This is a genomic window from Actinomadura sp. 21ATH, assembly GCF_041951345.1.
GTDB lineage: Bacteria > Actinomycetota > Actinomycetes > Streptosporangiales > Streptosporangiaceae > Spirillospora.
This window is the reverse complement of the sequence record NZ_JBGNUR010000022.1, coordinates 109,382-126,158: the sequence shown is the minus strand read 5'-3', so window position 1 is coordinate 126,158 and position 16,777 is coordinate 109,382. Positions and strand designations below refer to the sequence as shown.

Here is a 16,777-nt window from a genome sequence, read left to right as displayed (position 1 = left end):
ATGCGAGACACGCCACGAGTCGACCCGGCGGGGGCGTGGGCTCGGCGTACAACCGGCGGGTGTGGCGATCTTGCGATCGGTTGTTTGCCGGGGCTCGCGGGCGGCGCTTTGATGCTGCGGGTCGGCGTCGGGGGCCACCGGGGGGGGCATGGGGACGGGCGGGGGGCTGGGGCGGGAGTTCCGGTGGCTGTGGGCGGCTTACGCGGTCAGCGTTTTCGGGACGTGGCTCGCGTTCGACGCGTTCACCCTCATCGCGATCCTGGTGCTGGACGCCGGGCCGGCGGCGGTGTCGGCGCTGGCCGCGGCCGGGCTGGCGGTGGGCGCGGTGGTGGCGGTGCCGCTCGCGCCCTGGGTGGAGGTCCGCCGCAAGCGGCCCGTGATGGTCGCGATGGACCTGGTGCGGTTCGCCGCCCTGATGAGCGTGCCGGTCGCGTTCGCGTTCGGCGCGCTCGGTTTCGCGCAACTGCTGGTGGTGGCGGTCGTCGTGGCCGCGGCGGACATCACGTTCAACGCGGCGAGCGGCGCCTGCCTGAAGGCGCTCGTACGGCCGCCGGACCTGCTCGCCGCGAACGGCCGGTTCGAGGCGACGATGTGGACCGCGACCATGGTCGGGCCGCCGCTCGGCGGGGCCGCGATCGGGGCGTTCGGCCCCGTGGTCGCCGTGGTGGGCAACGCGGTCGGCTTCCTGCTCTCGGCACTGGGCATCCGCGCCATCGGCGGGCGGGAACCGCGACCGGAACGGCGGGAGGCAGCAGAGGCGGAGTCGTGGGGCGGCCGGCTGGGCGAAGGGTGGCGGCACATCTGGCGCCATCCGCTGCTGCGGCCGCTGTTCCTCAACGTGCTCCTGGTCAACGGCCTGATCATGGCGACCTCGCCGGTGCTGGCCGTGCTCATGCTGGGCGAGCTGGGGTTCGCCCCCTGGCAGTACGCCCTGGCGTTCGCGCTGCCCTGTACCGGCGGGCTGATCGGGTCCCGGCTGGCCCGGCGGCTCGTCCCGAGGTTCGGCCGGCACCGGGTCCTCATGGCCGCCGGGACGCTGCGCGCCTGCTGGCTGCTCGGCCTGGCGTTCGTCGGCCCCGGCGCCGCCGGGCTGGTGCTCGTCATCGCCGTCGAGTTCGGGCTGATCACCTGTTCGGCGATGTTCACGCCGGTGCTCGCGACGTACCGGCTCACCCTGACCCCGGCGGACCGGGTCGCGCGGACGCTGACCGCGTGGTCGGTCACGAGCAAGGCCACGACCGCCGCCATGACCGCGCTGTGGGGCGTGCTGGCGGGCGCCGCCGGGCCGCGCGCCGCGATCGCGGCCGCGGGCGTCCTGATCCTGGCGACCCCGCTCCTGCTGCCCCGGCGCGACCACGCCGAGCGCCGGGCCCCGGCCTCGATGTCCTGAAAGATCGTTCACCTGATGCCTTAAGCGGAGCGCCCGTGTTGCCTAGGATCGAACGGTTCCGGCGGCGCGGGCTCTTCAGGGGTGGCGATGAAGAAAGCTGTCATGTGGGCGGGGGCCAACGTCGACGTCATGGTCGCGGTGATCCTGGCGGTCGTCATCCTCATCCTCGACTTCACCGGGGTCACGTCCGCGAAGATCGTGCAGAGCGCGACGATGGCGACGCTCGCGGTGGTCGCGATCGTCCTGCTGCGCGAGCGGGTGCGCGGCGACAGCCAGGGCCAGTCCGTGCTGGAGTCGGTGGGCGAGACGCACCGGCGGCTCGACCGGCTCACCGACGAGTTCCAGCGCCGCCCGGAGGTCCGGGTGATCAGCGGCGGCGAGGCGAACCGGGTGCTGGAGGAGGCGCGCCGGGAGACCGGCCGCTGGGTGTTCCGCGGCGCCACCGGCGCGTACGTCCGGGCCGTCACGCTGCCCGAGTGCGTCCGCGCCGCCCGGCCGCACCGCCGCCGGCTGGACTTCCGGCTGGAGATCCTCGACCCGAGCGACCCGGAGCTGTGCGAGGAGTTCGTGGGCCTGCACCGGCGGATGGCGGTCGGCACCGACAGCCCCGAGCGGTCCTGGACCGTGCGGGAGACCCGGCGGGAGCTGTACGCGACGATCCTGGCGGCGTGCTGGCACCAGCAGCGGTACGAGCTGCTCGACATCGACGTCCGGCTGTCGGCGAGCTACTCGCTGCTGCGGTACGAGCTTTCCAGCAGCTGCGTCATCTTCACCCAGCGCGGCCCGGAGTTCCCGGCGATCGTCATCGCCAGCGGCACGCCCAGCTACCTGTGCTGGGAGTCGGAGCTGCACGTCAGCTTCCAGCAGGCCAGGCGGCTGCGGCTGCAGGACGTCAAGGCGCTGCCGCTGGGGGATGAGCCCGCGCCGGACGAGATCCGCGCGCTCTTCCAGGGCCTCGGCATCGAGCTGCCGGCCGACTACACCGACGACGATCTCGTCGGCATCCGGCGGCTCGCGCTGGAGTCGTCCGACCCCTACGCGAACTCCGCCTGACGCGCCCCTCCCTTAGGGCTCGGTGAGGGGGAGGAGGACCTGGAAGCGCGTGTCGCCCGGCTTCGAGTCCACCCGCAGGACGCCGTGGTGGCGGTCGACCACGATCCGGTACGCGATGTCCAGCCCGAGCCCGGTGCCGTCGCCGACCGGCTTGGTGGTGAAGAACGGCTCGAAGATCCGTTCCAGGTTCTCCTCGGGGATGCCGGTGCCGGTGTCGCGGACCTCCACCAGCAGCCGGTCGTCGGCCGCCCGGGTCGTCACGGTGAGCGTGCCCGTGCCGTCCATCGCGGCCACCGCGTTGTCGACCAGGTTCGTCCACACCTGGTTCAGCTCGCCCGCGTACGCGGGGACGGTCGGCAGGTCCCGGTCGTACTCCTTCACCACCCGGACCCCCGGGCCGATCTTGCCGGCCAGCATGACGAGGGTGGAGTCCAGGCCCTCGTGGACGTCGATCCACTGGTACGGCGCCCGGTCCATCTGCGAGTACTGCTTGGCCGCGCCCAGCAGGTTCGAGATCCGCGTCGTGGCGTCCTCGATCTCGCCCATCAGCGTCTCGGTCTCCAGCGCGTACCCGAGCCAGCGCAGCGCCGTGCTCAGGAACTCCTCGCCGACCGCGCCGCCCACCTCGTCCAGGTCGGCGGCGGCGATCCCGGCGGGGACGAGGACGGGCGCGAGGTCCCAGCCGTCCTCCACGCCGTGCTCGTCCAGCCAGTCGGCCAGCTCGTCCTCCCGGTCGGCCGCCTGCAGCGCCGTCATCGGCGGCGCCTCCGCGACCCGCTTGACCAGCCGCTCCTGGACGTCGATGAGCTTCTCCAGCAGGCCCGGCTCGATGTCCTCGTGGGCCAGCTTCGCCAGCTTGTGCCGCATCCCGGCGACCCGCTCGCGCAGCGCCGCCGTCGCCCGCACGGCCGCCGCGGCCGGGTTGTTCAGCTCGTGCGTCAGCCCGGCCGACAGCACGCCCAGGGCCAGCAGCCGCTCCCGCTGGCCGATGACCAGCTGGGTGTTGCGGGTGCCCGACAGCATCCCCTCAAGCAGGTGCGTCGGCATCGGGAACCAGTCGCGGAACCGCTCGGCGAAGTCGCTCGCCGGCAGCAGGAAGAACGACGCCTCGGTCACCGCGTACGCCGACGCCCCGTACCGCTGGTCGTCGTCGCCGTCCACGAAGAACTGGATCGCGCCGCAGTAGACGCCGCGCCGGCTCGACCGGTTGATCTCCACCTCGTCGCCGCGCACGGCCCGGGTCAGCTTCAGCGTCCCGGACAGCAGCACGTAGAAGCAGGTCGCCGGTTCGCCCTCGCGGAAGACCGCCTCCCCCTCGGGGATCGTCTCGACCCGGCCGTGCGCGGCGATCCAGTCGAGCTGCTCGGGGTCCAGGCGTTCGAAGAGGAACAGCGTCCGCAGTTCCTCGATGCTCAGCGCGCTCACCGTTCCGCTCCGTTCACCGTTCCTCCAGGTATCTGTGGACGAGCGTCACGGCCATCGCGCCCTCGCCGACCGCCGACGCGACCCGCTTCACCGACTGCGCCCGGACGTCGCCGGCCACGAACACGCCCGGGATGGACGACTCCAGGTAGTACGGGTCCCGGTCCAGCGGCCAGCCCGCCGGGCGGCGCCCCTCGTCCAGCAGGTCGGGGCCCGTGCACACGAAGCCGTGACCGTCGCGGGCGACCGCGTCGCCGAGCCAGTCGGTGTGCGGCGCCGCGCCGATGAACACGAACACGTGCCCGCACGGGACGTCCTCGGTCGTGCCGCTGTCGGCGTCCGCCAGCGTCAGCCGCTCCAGCCGGTCGCCGCCGTGCGCGGCGGCGACGGTCGTCCGGACCCGCACCTCGATGTTGCCGATGGCGTCGATCTGCTCGATCAGGTAGTGCGACATCGACTGCGCGAGGTCCTTGCCGCGGACGAGCAGCGTCACCTTCCGGGCGTGCCGGGAGAAGAACACCGCCGCCTGGCCCGCCGAGTTCGCGCCGCCGACGATGTAGACGTGCTCGCCCTCGCACGCCTGCGCCTCGGTCGACGCCGACCCGTAGAAGATCCCGCGCCCGGTCAGGCTCTGGCAGCCCTCCGCGTCCAGCGCCCGGTACATGACGCCCGTCGCGAGGATCACCGAGTGCGCCGAGATCTCGGTGCCGTCCTCGAACCGGACGACCCGCGCCGACCCCCGCGCCTCCAGCGCCTTCACCTTCCGCGCCGTCAGCACCTCCGCGCCGAACTTGCGCGCCTGCCGCCGCGCCCGGTCGGTCAGCTGGGCGCCCGACACGCCGTCCGGGAAGCCGAGGTAGTTCTCGATCCGCGAGCTCTGCCCGGCCTGCCCGCCGGTGGCCTGCTTCTCCACCAGCACCGTCCGCAGGCCCTCGGACGCCCCGTACACGGCGGCGCCCAGCCCGGCCGGCCCGCCGCCGACCACGACCAGGTCGTAGAAGTCGCCCGCCGGGTCGGTCGACAGCCCGGCCGCCGCGGCGATCTCGGCCGTGCTCGGCTTGACCAGCGACTCCCCGTCCGGCGTGACGACCACGGGGATGTCGTCCGGGCCGGCGCCCGCCGCGTCCAGCAGCCGCCTGCCCTCCGGCTCGTCCACCGAGTACCAGCGGTACGGCACCGCGTTGCGGGCGAGGAAGTCCCGGACCCGGTACGCGGGCTCCGACCAGCGGTGCCCGACGACCTTGACCTCCTCCACCGGCCGGTCCCCGACCGCCTTCCACGTCTCCACCAGCGCGTCCACGACCGGGTAGAGCTTCTCCTCCGGCGGGTCCCACGGCTTGAGCAGGTAGTGGTCGACGTCCACCACGTTGATCGCCTGGATCGCCGCCTCGGTGTCGGCGTACGCGGTCAGCAGCGCCCGCCGCGCGTGCGGGAACAGGTCCATGGCCTGCTCCAGGAACTCGATGCCGTTCATCTGCGGCATCCGGTAGTCGGCCAGGATCGCCGCGACCGTCTCCCCGCGCAGCTTGATCTCGCGGAGGGCGTCCAGCGCGTCCGCGCCGGACGCGGCCCGCATCACCCGGTAGTCGCGGCCGTACCGGCGGCGCAGGTCGCGGGCCACGGCGCGGGAGACCGACGGGTCGTCGTCGACGGTCAGCAGAATCGGCAGGCTCATGGAAGCAAATCTAGACGCCGCCGGACGGAAGCGATCACATTCGCCCTGGCCGGACGGTGCCGTCTTCCGCGTGCCGTTCTCCTGTCAGGAACCGTGCGGGTGCTCGGGGCCGGCGTGCTTGGGCCGGTCCGGCGCCAGCAGCGCGGTTTCGAGGCGCTCCATGAGCATCAGCAGGAGCAGCACCGCGAGGGGCGCCATCACTAGCAGCAGCAAGGTCGAGCTCACCTCCCACCTGGACGAGCGCGCGGTTCGGCGGTCACGCCGGTCAAAGCCGACATATAGCGCCCTACCTCCCAAAACAGGTCCTAAACCGGGGCCGGTCGCGGGAACGCGGAACGGCCACGGCGGAGGGAGGTACCCCCCTACAATCGGGCGAATCGGATGCCCAGCCAGGGAGGCCGAGTGAGCGATCAGCAGCATCCGGAATGGGTGATCGATCCCGGGACCCCCAGCGTGGCCCGGATGTACGACTACTACCTGGGCGGCAAGGACAACTTCGCCGCCGACCGGGCCGCCGCCGACCAGGTGGTCGCGGCGATGCCGAACGTGCTGGAGTTCACCCGGGCCAACCGCCGGCTGCTCTCCCGCGCCGTCACGATGCTCGCCGAACGGGGCGTCCGGCAGTTCCTCGACATCGGCTCCGGCCTGCCCACCCAGGAGAACGTCCACGAGGTCGCGCAGCGCGCCGCCCCCGACTCGCGCGTCATCTACGTCGACAACGACCCGATCGTCCTCGTGCACGCGCGGGCGCTGCTGGCCGACAACCCGCTGACGACCGTGGTGCAGGCCGACCTGCTGGATCCGCGGGGCATCCTCGACCATCCCGAGGTCAAGGCCAGGTTCGACTTCACCCAGCCGGTCGCCGTGCTGCTGCTGGCGATCCTGCACTTCGTCCCGGACGAGGCGCGCCCCGCGGAGATCGTGGCGACGCTGCGCGAGCCGCTGGTGCCCGGCAGCTACCTGGTGATCTCCCACGGGCACGCGGGCGCGGTCACCCCGGAGGTCGAGAGCCGGGTCAGGTCGGCGTACGGCAGGACCGGCGCGCGCGACATCATCCCGCGCCGCGCCGCCGAGATCGCCGCGTTCTTCGCGGGGACCGAGCTGGTCGGATCCGGGCTGGTGCAGGTGGCGGACTGGCGGCCGGACGGCGGGCCGATCGAGTCCGACCTGACCCGGCCCGGCTTCCTCGGCGGAGTGGGGAGGGTGCTCTGATGCTGCCGCACGAGTTCCTGTTCGGGCGCGACTTCAGCGAGGACCCGTACGCGGCGTACGCGGAGCTGCGCGCCAAGGGCCCGGTCCACCCGATCGACTTCCCGCGCGGCGCCACGGCCTTCCTGGTCGTCGACCACGAGCACGGCCGCGCCGCGCTGAGCGACCCGCGCCTGTCCAAGGACACCGCGCACAGCTCCGTGCCGGTCGACGGCGACCAGTTCTTCGGCGGCACCCTGCTCGGGATGGACCCGCCCGACCACACGCGGCTGCGCGCGCTGGTCGCAAAGGCGTTCACGGCGCGGCGGACGGAGGCGCTGCGGCCCCGCGTCCAGGAGATCACCGACCGGCTGCTGGACGCGATCGACGGCGAGGCGGACCTGATCCGGGCGCTGGCCGTGCCGCTGCCCGTCCAGGTGATCTGCGAGCTGCTCGGCGTGCCGGCGGCCGACCGCGACCGGTTCCGCGAGTGGACGGCCGTGCTGACCGTCCCGGCGCCGACCCGGGAGGCGCGGGCCCTGCGGCGCGAGGTCGCGCTGGCGTTCAACGACTACCTCATGGGCGTGATCGCCGAGCGCCGGAAGGACCCCGGAGAGGACCTGATCAGCGGCCTGATCGAGGCCCGCGACGGGGACGCCGCCCTCACCGAGGCCGAGCTGCTCAACATCGTCGCGCTGCTGCTGGTCGCCGGGCACGAGACCACGATCAACCTCATCGGGAACGGCGTCCTCGCCCTCCTCCAGGCGCCCCGCCAGCTCGCGCTGCTCCGCGAGCGGCCCGAGCTGCTGCCCGCGGCGATCGAGGAGCTGCTCCGGTACGACGGGCCGGTGGACCGCGCGAGCCAGCGCGTCGCCCTGGAGGACATGGAGATCGCCGGGACGCCGATCCCCAAGGGCGCCTGGGTGCACGTGTCGCTGGGAGCGGCGGGCCGCGACCCGGCCGCGCACCCGGCGCCGGACGAGCTGGACCTCACCCGCGCGCCGAACCGCCATGTCGCGTTCGGCCACGGCCCGCACTTCTGCCTGGGCGCCCCGCTGGCCCGGCTCGAAGGGCAGGTCGCCATCGGCTCGCTCCTGGAGCGCTTCCCGGACCTCGCCCTCGCCGTGCCGGCGGCGGAGCTGCGCCACCACCGCGCCGGCTCGATCGTCCGCGGCCTCGTCGCCCTCCCGGTACGCGTCTGAACGCCCCGGCCCGGCCGGCGGGGCCGCCGGCCGGGGCGCTCCCCGCTACTCCCGCTACTCCTTGTCGAGGGCGGCGGCCTGGGCGATGTAGTCCCGGATCGCCTCCTCGTCCATCGTGTCGAGCGACTTGATCTTGACGTGCCGGGTCTTCTTGCCCGCCCCGTCCAGCAGCCCGTGGGCGTCGGTGAACTCGGCGCCGCGGTCGAACGCGAACGTCAGATGCGTCTTGCTCACGCTGATCACCGCCAGGCCCTTCGCGCCCTTCCAGGCGGGCGACCCGGGCGAGCCGTACAGCGTGACCTCCTCCGCCTCCGGCGCACCCTCGCGCATCAGCTCCCGCAGGCGGGCCACGATCGGCTGGTAGTGCTCGGGGACCTTGGCCGCCACGGCCTTGTCGAAATCGTCGGCGCTCATCAGTCGATCAGGGCTCCCGCGGAGATGTTGACCTGGGTGGACGTCATGCTGGCGGCATGGTCGGACGCCAGGAACGCGGCGACGCGGCCGACGTCCTGGAGCGTCGCGGCGCGCTTGAGCAGCGTCGCGTCCACCATCTGCTGCCTGTACTGCTCGGTCTGCGGCATGTCCGGCATGCTCTCGGGGATGCCGCCGGTGCGCATCGACAGCACCCGCACCCCCTGCGGCCCCAGCTCGCACGCCCACTGGCGGCGCATCGCCTCGACCATGTCGCACCCGATCTGCACGGTGCCGATGCCCGGAACGCGGTTGCCGCTGTCGGAGCCGCCGAAGTGCAGGATCACGCCGGAGCTCTGCTTGACCATGTGCCGGGCCGCCGCCTTGGTCGTGATCAGGAACGACCGGGCCACCTTCTCCATCGACGCGGCGAAGTCGTCCACCGGCATCTCGATCATCGGCGTGAACACCGCGTCCTGCCCGATGGCGTTCACCGACACGTCGATCGAGCCGGCGAGGCCGGCGACCGAGTCGACCCAGGCACCGACGGCGGACTCGTCCAGGGCGTCCAGCCTGGCGGTCTCGGCCTGGCCGCCGGCCTTCCTGATCTGCTCGGCGACCGCGTCGAGCGTGGCGGGCGTGCGGCCGGCCAGGAAGACGCGGGCGCCCTCGGCCGCGAACCCGCGCGCCATCGCGCCGCCGATCGACCCGCCGCCGCCGTAGACGACGGCCGTCTTGTTCTCCAGGAGCATGCGTTCCCTCCGTTCGTTGGGGGATCTCGACGGTAGGCCGCGGGTATCGGGGCCGCATCCCTCATGAGAGCGGTCCGCGGCCGCGCTGGTCGGGGCCCGGATCTCGCTCTCGCGAGGGACCCGCAGGCAGGGCCGGGGGAACGGGGCGCCCCGGGGTACGGGCGCCGTCCGCTAGTGGCCAGGCACCGGCGCGCCGGCCCTCGCCGGTGCGGCCGGGCGGCATCCGGGTGGTGGGGCTGGCCCTACCACCAGGAGGGGAGGCCGCCGTGATGCGCGGGGCGGGGGTGCGGCGGTGGACTGGAGAGCATGAACCTCAAGCGTCCCCTTCGCAAGGTCGCGCCTCCCGTCGCGGGCCTCGCGTGCATGGCCCTGGTCGGCGGGCTGTTCCAGGCGGCGTCGGCTGGCGAGCGGAACACCGTCTGGCACCACACGTGGGGCGACACCCTGCACCGGCCGGCGGCCGCCACCGGGGACACCGGCGCCGACCGGCCGGCGGACGGACCTCCGCACCGTCGGCCGCGGACGCCGCCATGACGGGCGGGCGGCGGGCGCCGTGATCAGTGGTCCCGGCCGACGAGCGCGTCGAACTCCTTGCGGACGATGCGGTAGCAGTCGCAGGCGCCGCTCTCCAGGCCCGGCCGGTCGAGGACGGTCAGCCGCCCCCTGCTGTAGGCGATCAGCCCGTCCCGCTGGAGGCGGGCGGCGCTCTCGGAGACGGTGGCGCGGCGGACGCCGAGCATCTGCGCCATGAACTCATGGGTCAGCGGGAACGTCCCGGTCTCCAGGCGGTCGTGGGTCGTCAGGATCCACCGGCTCAGCCGCTGGACGTTGCCGTGCAGGCGGTTGCACGCCACGCTCTGCGCCAGCTGCACCATGACGGCCTGCGTGTAGCGGTGCAGGGCGCCGTGCAGCTCGCCGTTCAGCGAGAGCGTGCGGCGCAGCACGGTGGCGGGCAGGGCGACGGTCGGCCCGGGGATCTGGCAGAACGCCCGGTTGGGGCTGGTGGGCGCGCCGAGGAAGACCGGCAGCCCCACCATCCCCTCGTGGCCGACCGTGGCGACCTCCACGGCCTTGCCGCCGTCCTCGGCGACCAGCGAGAACACCGAGCGCAGCGGGAAGTACACGCGTTCGATGGGCTGGTCGGGCGCGAACACCTCGTGCCGCAGCTCCGCGTCGAAAGGCTCGAACTCGCTTTCGAGCCGCTGGTAGACCGGCTCGGAGAGGCAGGCCAGCAGGTGGTTACGGCGCGGATCGAGCCCGGAGGCGGTGGCCATGGCGGTCCTCCGGGCGCGCTCGGCGGTTCACGCCCCCTGGCCTTCCCTGGCCGGCCGCGCCCATGCGGCCGTCGGCACATGCAGCAGCCCGGCGCCGCCCGGGGCCATGACCAGCGCGGTGAGCGCCGCCGCCAGCCGGGACGCGGGCACCACCAGATCGACGCAGCCGGTCGCCAGCACCGCGGTCGGCATGGCCGGCGCGGCGGCGTCGGCGGGGTCCTGCACGAGGATCCGGCCGCCGGCGGCCTTGACCGAGCGGGCCCCGGCGGCGCCGTCGTCCAGCAGCCCGGTCAGGACGGCGACCAGCAGCCGCGGCCCGAACCGTTCCGACAGCGCCTCCAGCGTGGGATCGGCCATCCGCCGCGCTCCGGCGGGCCGCAGCCGGATCAGCCCGCCGCCGTCCAGCCGCAGGGAGGTCCGCGGCGGCACCACCGCGGCCCTGCCCGGCAGGAGAGGGTCTCCCTCGACCGCCGTGCCGACCGGCAGCGTGCTGTGCCGGTCGAGGACGGCCGCCAGCGAGTCGGCGCCGGACCCCGCGCGGCCGGGTGAACGGTGCTGGACGATCAGCATCGCGGCCGGGAAGCCGGGCGGCAGCCCGCCCAGCGCCTGCCGCAGTACGCCGAGCCCGCCCAGCGACGCGGCGAGCACGACGGCCTCGAAGGCGCCCCCGCCGGGCGGTCCCGCCGGTGCGGCAGGCTCGGCGGAGGATGGAACCGGACTCACACGTCAACGGTACGTCCTGTGTACGGCACCGTACAGACGACCTGCGCGTTTTCCTCTTCCGGGTCCGTGCGAGCCGCGGCGGCTTCAGGCGGGCGGGTGCCAGCCGAACGTCCGGTCGCCCTGGCGGAGAAGCAGGTTCGGGCCGAGGCGGCCGGCGCGGTCACACCTCGGTGGTGGGGACGATCATCGGGGTGCCGGTGACCGGGTCCGGGACGACGATGCACGGCAGGTCGAACACCTCCTTGACCAGCGCCGCGTCCACGATGTCGCCGGGCGCCCCCTCGGCCACGATCCGGCCGTCCCGCATGGCGACCAGATGGTCGGCGAAGCGGCACGCCTGGTTGATGTCGTGCAGCACCGTGATGATCGTCCGGCCCTCGTCGCGGAGCCGGGCGAACAGCGCGAGCAGCTGGTACTGGTGCGTGATGTCGAGGAACGTCGTGGGCTCGTCCAGGAGCAGGTAGGAGGTCTCCTGGGCCAGCACCATCGCGACCCACACCCGCTGCCGCTGGCCGCCGGACAGGTTCTCGACGGGCCGTTCCGCGAGGTCGGTGACGCCCGCCGCCTCCATCGCGGCCGCCACCGCGCGCTCGTCCTCCGGCGACCACGTCGACAGCAGCGTCTGGTGCGGGTAGCGGCCGCGGGCGACGAGCTGCCGTACGGCGATGTTCTCGGGCGCGACCAGGCCCTGCGGCAGGAAGCCGACCTCGCGCGCGAACACCTTCGGCTTGTAGCCCGCCACGTCCCGCCCGTCGAAGGCCACCTCGCCGGACGACGGGGACAGCAGCCGGGCGAAGGCGCGCAGCAGCGTCGACTTGCCGCACGCGTTGGCCCCGACGATGGCGGTGAACGCGCCGTCCGGAACGTCCAGGGCCAGGCCCTCCGACACCACCCGGTCGCCGTAGCCGAGGGTGATGTCCCGGGCGGTCAGGCGCCCTTTCACGGTTGTCTCACTTCCTTGAGGAGCAGCCAGATGAGGTAGGTGCCGCCGATCGCCGTGGTCACGACGCCGACCGGCAGCTGGACGGGGGCCAGCACGGTCTGCGCGGCCAGGTCCGCGGCCACCAGCAGCAGCGCGCCGGTCAGCGCGGCGGGCAGCGGCGGCACGCCGGGCGCGCCCGCGATCCGGCGGCCGATCTGCGGCGCGGCGAGCGCGACGAACACGATCGGCCCGGCCGCCGAGGTGACGGCCGCGGTGAGCCCGACCCCGGCCACCACGACCAGCAGCCGGAAGCGGCCGAGATGGACGCCGGACGAGGCGCCGACCTCGTCCCCGAGGGCGACCTGGTGCATGGCGCGGGACAGGACGGCGAGCAGCAGGCCCAGCGCGCCGATGACGAGGAACGGCAGCCGCACCTCGCTCCAGTCGAGGCCGTTCAGCGAGCCGGAGTTCCAGCCGACCGCGGCGATGGCCACGTCCAGGTCGGCGCGCAGGATGATCCACGAGTTCACCGCCGTGAGCATCGCGTTGGCGGCGATGCCGATGACGACGAGCCGGACGCCGCTGAGGCCCTGCCGCAGCGACAGCGCGTACACGGCCGCCGCGGCCAGCAGCCCGCCCGCGAGGGAGCCGGCGGCGAGCCCGGCGGCGGTCCCGCCGAACAGCGTGATCGCGACCAGCACCCCGGTGTACGCGCCGGCGTCCAGGCCGATGACGTCCGGGCTGCCGAGCGCGTTCCGGGTGATGTTCTGGAAGACCGCGCCGGCCGCGCCCAGCGCCGCGCCGAAGACCAGCGCGGCGGCCACCCGGGGCAGCCGCCACTCGCGGACGACCAGGACCGAGTCCCCGTACCCGGCGAGCCCGGCCAGGACCTCGCCGGGGGAGTCCCAGGAGTCGCCGCGGCACAGGGCGGCGACGGCGAGGACGAGGGCGGCGGCGGTGAGGACGGCGGACGAGACGAGCAGGCGCCGCTCGATGAGGGCCGAGAACGGGCCCGCGCGCAGGACGACGGCGCTCACAGCGACACCGCCCCGTACCGGCGGACCGCCCAGATCAGCACGGGCGCGCCGACGAACGCGGTCACGATCGCCACCGGGACCTCCCCGGTCGGCAGCAGGATCCGCGAGCCGATGTCGGAGGCCACGAGCAGGATCGGGCCGAACACCATCGTGTACGTCATCAGCCACGGGACCGAGCCGGCCGCCGGCCGCCGCGCCAGGTGCGGGACCATCAGCCCCACGAAGAGGATCGGCCCGGCGATGGCGGTCGCGGCGCCGGACAGCAGGGTGAACAGCGCGAGCACGGCGATCCTCGTGTGCTTGACGCGGGCGCCGAGCGCGTGGGCGACGTTCTCGCCGAGCGCCATGCCGCCCAGCGGGCGCGTCACCAGCACGGCGCCGACGAGCCCGACCGCGATGGCCGCGAGCGGCAGGGCGAGCGGCAGCTGCTCGCGCCCGGCGAGCGCGCCCACCGACCAGAACCGGTACCGGTCGAGCGCGTCCGGGTAGACCAGCCGCAGCGCGAGCGACAGGCCCGTCAGGACGTAGGTCAGCGCGACCCCGGCCAGGACGAGCCGCAGCGGGAACGTGCGGCCGACGCCGTACACGAGCACGGCCGCGGCGACCGCGCCGGCCAGGGCGAGCCCGAGCCGGGCGGACTGGGACGCGGCCACGCCCGCGACCGTGCCGAGGATGATGGCGAAGCCGGCGCCCGCGGTGACACCGAGGACGCCGGGTTCGGCGAGCGGGTTGCGGGTCAGCGTCTGGATCAGGGTTCCGGCGGTGCCGAGGGCGGCGCCGACGCACAGCGCGATGACCGTCCGCGGCCCCCGGATGTCGCGGACGATCACATGCTCGTCGGTGCCGGCGTAGGAGGTGAAGGCGTCCCAGATCGCGTGCGGCGGGACGGCGTGCGCCCCGACGCACACGCTGGCGCCGGCCAGGACCGCCAGGGCCAGGACCGACGCCAGCAGGATCGCGACCCGCCGGGTCACGTCAATCCTCAAACTCGACGACCCCGCGCTTCCAGTAGCCGGTGAACAGGGCGTCCATGCGGTCCTTGCTCCAGGCCCGCAGCGGCTTGAGGGCGTCGGCCTCGCCGGCGGCGAACAGGAACGTCCGCCCCGCCGGCAGGGCGAGGCCCTGCACGGTCCCGCCGAGGTCGCCGTGGACGACCCGGACGCCGGCGCGCTCCGCGAGCGGGTAGTCCGCGTCGCCGTCGACGACCGCCGTGGCCGACACGTCCTCGGGCGACTCGTCCAGCCAGCGCGCGAGCGCGGGCAGCGCGGTGGAGTCGACCGCGAACACGTAGTGGTCGTAGTTGTGCGGGAACGACTTGGCCCCGGGCGGGCCCGCGATCGCGACCTCCTCGCCGATCCGCGCGCCGGCCGCCCAGCCGGACGCCAGCCCGCCCTCGTGCAGGACGAAGTCGAGGTCCAGCTCGCGCGCCCCGGCGTCGTACCGGCGGATCGTGTACTTGCGCGTCGTCGGGAACGGGCGCGGCCAGTCGAGCATCTGCCGGCCGTTCGGGATCGGCAGGCGCCGGGTGCCGTCCGGGTCCGGGAAGACGATCCGGACGTGGTCGTCGGCCTGGTACGTGTGCATGCCGTCGAGCCCGGGGCCGCCGAGGGTCAGCCGCAGCATCCGCGGCGTGATCTCCTCGCGGCGCACGAGTTCCGCGGTGCGGATGCCGATGGGGTACGGGATGCGCTCCAGGCCGGTGCCCGTCCTGTGGTGCTCCGCCACCCGGCCCCGCGGGTTGTCGCGGTTCACTTCTTCAGCAGCGGCGCGAGCGCCTGGTCGACGGCTTCCAGGGTCTTGATCGCCGAGGCGTAGGTGGCGGCCTCGGTGTAGCGGTAGCCGTAGGCCTTGCCGGCCTTCACCGCGGGCAGGTTCTTCCAGAGCTTGGAGTCGAGCACGTACTTCACCGACGCGCTCGGCGTGCCGTCCGGCTGGAGCGTGTACGTGATCACGTCCGCCTCGCCGAGGCTCTCGGGCAGCTCCTCGATGGACGGCATCTCGGACACGTCGCCGGAGCCGCCGGTCTTCTTCTTGACCTGGCCGTAGTACGTCACGCCGGCGTCGGTGGCGATGTTGGTGCCCCAGGAGCCGGCGAACTCGCGCTGGAACGTTCCGGACGACGCCTCGCCGTACCCGCCGACGTGCCCGAACTTCAGCCCGGCCAGCGCGTCCTTGTATTTGGCCTTGAGCTCGCCGGCCTTCTTCTCGTACGCGGCCTTGCGGGCCTCGAAGTTCTGCAGGCGGCCGGCGGCGTCCGACTGGCGGCGGGACAGGTCGCGCCAGGCGGCCGGGATGCTCGGGCCGATCGCCACGACGGGCGCGATCGACTTGAGGCGGTTCATGTCCAGGTCGCCGAGCACGGGCTTCGGCACCCCGATGACGATCAGGTCGGGCTTGGCCTTGGCGATCGCCTCGTAGTTGGTCTCGGCGGCGGTCTCCCCGGCGATCTTGGTCAGCTTGTCGTAGGTGGCGCGGTCCTCGGCGGTCATCATCGGCAGCCCGCGCTTCCAACTGGAGATGCCGACCAGCGCCGCGTCGGCCTCGATCAGCGCCGGGACCGCGTACCCGGTCGCGACGACGCGCTTTGGGTCGGCGGGGATGGTGACGGAGCCGTTGTCGGCGGCGAAGGTGCGCGTCTTGCCGGAGCCGCCGGACTCGCCCGAACCGGATCCGCAGCCGGCCGCGAGGGCGAGCGCGACGGCCAGGACGCCGGCCAGCCTCCAGGGCTTACGAGGGGACATGAGGGTCGTTCCTTATGGTCAGAGAGGGTCAGGCACCACCCGGACGTCGCCGGACAGCTCACTTAGGTTAGCCTTACCTGACCCGCTGCCATATCGGTGAGAGGACAACCTGTGTCGCCCAGAGGACACCTCAGAGGGCTGGAGGGCCCCGCGGAGGCCGGGGACGATCCGGTGCGGTGCGACGAGTACGGCTACGGCCTCGGCCGCCCGGACGGCATCTTCGTGCTCAAGTACCGGTCGTCGGCCGGCCTGTCCTTCGGCGAGAGCCGCCAGGACTTCCTGCACCAGCTCTACTGGTCGCCCGACGGCCTGCTCGCGACCGTGCACGGATCGGCGGTCGGGTTCACCGGGCCGCGCGAGGCGTTCTGGGCGCAGCGCGCGATGCGGCACGAGGTCCGCGCGAGCGACCGGCAGACCGTCTACCGCGTCTGCCTGCGCGAGATCCCCGCCGCTTTGGCGGACCTGCGCGCGGGCCCGGTCACGATCGACGCCGAGGCGGCGGGCCTGATCGCGACGATCGGCGGTCCCGGCTGCGACCTCACCACGGCCCTGGCCGCCCGCGGCCGCATCATGACCGGCCTGCGCCCCGCCCCCGCCGTCCCGCCCGCCGGCGCGGGCACCGGCTCGCCCGCCGGTCCGGGCTACGCGATGACCGTCGCCCGCGCCCTCTCCCGGGACCCGGCCGACGCCACCCGGCTCGACGAGTGGGCCGAGCGCCTCCTCATCAGCCCGAAGACGCTGCAGCGCGACTTCGTCCGCGAGTTCGGCGTGCCGTACACGCGCTACCGCACCCTGCTCCGCCTGAGCGCCGCCCGCGTCCTGCTGGGCACCCTGCCGGTCACGAAGGTCGCCCACCGAGTCGGTTACGCCAGCCCGTCAGCCTTCATCTCGGCATACGCCAAGCAATACGGCCACACCCCAGGCACCCGCCCCACCGCACCCCCGCGTTGACTCGTGGCGTGTCCCCCCTCCGCGCCGCCGCCCGAA

At 73.7% G+C, this 16,777-nt stretch carries 18 protein-coding genes; 6 read left to right on the top strand and 12 right to left on the bottom strand.

Annotation, left to right across the window (positions count from 1 at the left end; genetic code table 11):
• The first annotated feature begins 148 nt into the window (after positions 1-148).
• Positions 149-1,390: an MFS transporter gene (locus tag ACA361_RS37880; RefSeq protein WP_375019949.1), complete on the top strand. Its 1,242-nt coding sequence runs from the start codon at positions 149-151 to the stop codon at positions 1,388-1,390.
• Positions 1,391-1,477: 87 nt separating this feature from the next.
• Positions 1,478-2,443: a hypothetical protein gene (locus tag ACA361_RS37875; RefSeq protein WP_375019948.1), complete on the top strand. Its 966-nt coding sequence runs from the start codon at positions 1,478-1,480 to the stop codon at positions 2,441-2,443.
• A gap of 12 nt (positions 2,444-2,455) precedes the next feature.
• Here the strand turns inward: ACA361_RS37875 and ACA361_RS37870 are convergent, their stop codons facing one another.
• The 3 genes from ACA361_RS37870 to ACA361_RS37860 all read right to left on the bottom strand — a co-directional run bounded on the left by ACA361_RS37870 (position 2,456) and on the right by ACA361_RS37860 (position 5,765).
• Positions 2,456-3,868 carry an ATP-binding protein gene (locus ACA361_RS37870; protein ID WP_375019947.1) on the bottom strand — a complete coding sequence of 471 codons (1,413 nt, stop codon included), beginning with the start codon at positions 3,866-3,868 and terminating at the stop codon, positions 2,456-2,458.
• 13 nt (positions 3,869-3,881) lie between these two features.
• Positions 3,882-5,540, bottom strand: coding sequence for an FAD-dependent oxidoreductase (locus tag ACA361_RS37865; protein ID WP_375019946.1), 1,659 nt, complete (start codon positions 5,538-5,540; stop codon positions 3,882-3,884).
• 84 nt (positions 5,541-5,624) lie between these two features.
• Positions 5,625-5,765, bottom strand: a complete 141-nt coding sequence (locus tag ACA361_RS37860) for a hypothetical protein (RefSeq protein ID WP_375019945.1) — start codon at positions 5,763-5,765, stop codon at positions 5,625-5,627.
• A 177-nt stretch (positions 5,766-5,942) separates the two neighbouring features.
• Here ACA361_RS37860 and ACA361_RS37855 point away from each other — a divergent pair, with 177 nt between their 5' ends.
• Positions 5,943-6,752, top strand: coding sequence for an SAM-dependent methyltransferase (locus tag ACA361_RS37855; protein WP_375019944.1), 810 nt, complete (start codon positions 5,943-5,945; stop codon positions 6,750-6,752).
• Positions 6,752-7,930, top strand: a complete 1,179-nt coding sequence (locus ACA361_RS37850) for a cytochrome P450 (protein WP_375019943.1) — start codon at positions 6,752-6,754, stop codon at positions 7,928-7,930. Before ACA361_RS37855 ends, ACA361_RS37850 begins: the two co-directional genes overlap by 1 nt.
• 54 nt (positions 7,931-7,984) lie before the next feature.
• On the opposite strand, the gene ACA361_RS37845 is transcribed toward ACA361_RS37850, so the two are convergent.
• Complete coding sequence (locus tag ACA361_RS37845) at positions 7,985-8,344, bottom strand: DUF1801 domain-containing protein (RefSeq protein WP_375019942.1); 360 nt, start codon at positions 8,342-8,344, stop codon at positions 7,985-7,987.
• Positions 8,344-9,093, bottom strand: a complete 750-nt coding sequence (locus tag ACA361_RS37840; protein WP_375019941.1) for an SDR family NAD(P)-dependent oxidoreductase — start codon at positions 9,091-9,093, stop codon at positions 8,344-8,346. The genes ACA361_RS37845 and ACA361_RS37840 overlap by 1 nt, the downstream gene beginning before the upstream one ends.
• 306 nt (positions 9,094-9,399) lie before the next feature.
• Here ACA361_RS37840 and ACA361_RS37835 point away from each other — a divergent pair, with 306 nt between their 5' ends.
• On the top strand, positions 9,400-9,627 hold the full coding sequence (locus tag ACA361_RS37835) for a hypothetical protein (RefSeq protein ID WP_375019940.1): 228 nt from the start codon (positions 9,400-9,402) through the stop codon (positions 9,625-9,627).
• 23 nt (positions 9,628-9,650) lie between these two features.
• Here the strand turns inward: ACA361_RS37835 and ACA361_RS37830 are convergent, their stop codons facing one another.
• From ACA361_RS37830 to ACA361_RS37800, 7 genes are all read right to left on the bottom strand, one after another.
• Positions 9,651-10,367, bottom strand: a complete 717-nt coding sequence (locus ACA361_RS37830) for a Crp/Fnr family transcriptional regulator (RefSeq protein WP_375019939.1) — start codon at positions 10,365-10,367, stop codon at positions 9,651-9,653.
• A gap of 27 nt (positions 10,368-10,394) precedes the next feature.
• Positions 10,395-11,090: a chemotaxis protein CheB gene (locus ACA361_RS37825; protein WP_375019938.1), complete on the bottom strand. Its 696-nt coding sequence runs from the start codon at positions 11,088-11,090 to the stop codon at positions 10,395-10,397.
• 160 nt (positions 11,091-11,250) lie between these two features.
• On the bottom strand, positions 11,251-12,033 hold the full coding sequence (locus ACA361_RS37820) for an ABC transporter ATP-binding protein (RefSeq protein ID WP_375019937.1): 783 nt from the start codon (positions 12,031-12,033) through the stop codon (positions 11,251-11,253).
• Positions 12,030-13,049 (bottom strand): FecCD family ABC transporter permease, encoded by a 1,020-nt coding sequence (locus ACA361_RS37815; RefSeq protein WP_375019936.1) that lies wholly within the window; start codon positions 13,047-13,049, stop codon positions 12,030-12,032. Before ACA361_RS37815 ends, ACA361_RS37820 begins: the two co-directional genes overlap by 4 nt.
• Positions 13,046-14,023 carry a FecCD family ABC transporter permease gene (locus ACA361_RS37810; protein WP_375019935.1) on the bottom strand — a complete coding sequence of 326 codons (978 nt, stop codon included), beginning with the start codon at positions 14,021-14,023 and terminating at the stop codon, positions 13,046-13,048. Before ACA361_RS37810 ends, ACA361_RS37815 begins: the two co-directional genes overlap by 4 nt.
• Before the next feature lies 1 nt (position 14,024).
• Positions 14,025-14,801: a siderophore-interacting protein gene (locus tag ACA361_RS37805; protein WP_375019934.1), complete on the bottom strand. Its 777-nt coding sequence runs from the start codon at positions 14,799-14,801 to the stop codon at positions 14,025-14,027.
• Complete coding sequence (locus tag ACA361_RS37800; protein ID WP_375019933.1) at positions 14,798-15,790, bottom strand: ABC transporter substrate-binding protein; 993 nt, start codon at positions 15,788-15,790, stop codon at positions 14,798-14,800. Before ACA361_RS37800 ends, ACA361_RS37805 begins: the two co-directional genes overlap by 4 nt.
• A gap of 111 nt (positions 15,791-15,901) precedes the next feature.
• Between ACA361_RS37800 and ACA361_RS37795 the strand changes: the two genes are divergently transcribed.
• Positions 15,902-16,741 carry a helix-turn-helix transcriptional regulator gene (locus ACA361_RS37795; protein WP_375019932.1) on the top strand — a complete coding sequence of 280 codons (840 nt, stop codon included), beginning with the start codon at positions 15,902-15,904 and terminating at the stop codon, positions 16,739-16,741.
• The last annotated feature ends 36 nt before the right edge of the window (positions 16,742-16,777 follow it).

What these genes read in the sequence shown, in the direction of transcription:
- ACA361_RS37880 (WP_375019949.1), top strand. Translation starts at nt 149, where the DNA reads ATGGGGACGGGCGGGGGGCTGGGGCGGGAGTTCCGGTGGCTGTGGGCG.
- ACA361_RS37875 (WP_375019948.1), top strand. Translation starts at nt 1,478, where the DNA reads ATGAAGAAAGCTGTCATGTGGGCGGGGGCCAACGTCGACGTCATGGTC.
- ACA361_RS37865 (WP_375019946.1), bottom strand. Translation starts at nt 5,540, where the DNA reads ATGAGCCTGCCGATTCTGCTGACCGTCGACGACGACCCGTCGGTCTCC.
- ACA361_RS37850 (WP_375019943.1), top strand. Translation starts at nt 6,752, where the DNA reads ATGCTGCCGCACGAGTTCCTGTTCGGGCGCGACTTCAGCGAGGACCCG.
- ACA361_RS37845 (WP_375019942.1), bottom strand. Translation starts at nt 8,344, where the DNA reads ATGAGCGCCGACGATTTCGACAAGGCCGTGGCGGCCAAGGTCCCCGAG.
- ACA361_RS37840 (WP_375019941.1), bottom strand. Translation starts at nt 9,093, where the DNA reads ATGCTCCTGGAGAACAAGACGGCCGTCGTCTACGGCGGCGGCGGGTCG.
- ACA361_RS37835 (WP_375019940.1), top strand. Translation starts at nt 9,400, where the DNA reads ATGAACCTCAAGCGTCCCCTTCGCAAGGTCGCGCCTCCCGTCGCGGGC.
- ACA361_RS37830 (WP_375019939.1), bottom strand. Translation starts at nt 10,367, where the DNA reads ATGGCCACCGCCTCCGGGCTCGATCCGCGCCGTAACCACCTGCTGGCC.
- ACA361_RS37800 (WP_375019933.1), bottom strand. Translation starts at nt 15,790, where the DNA reads ATGTCCCCTCGTAAGCCCTGGAGGCTGGCCGGCGTCCTGGCCGTCGCG.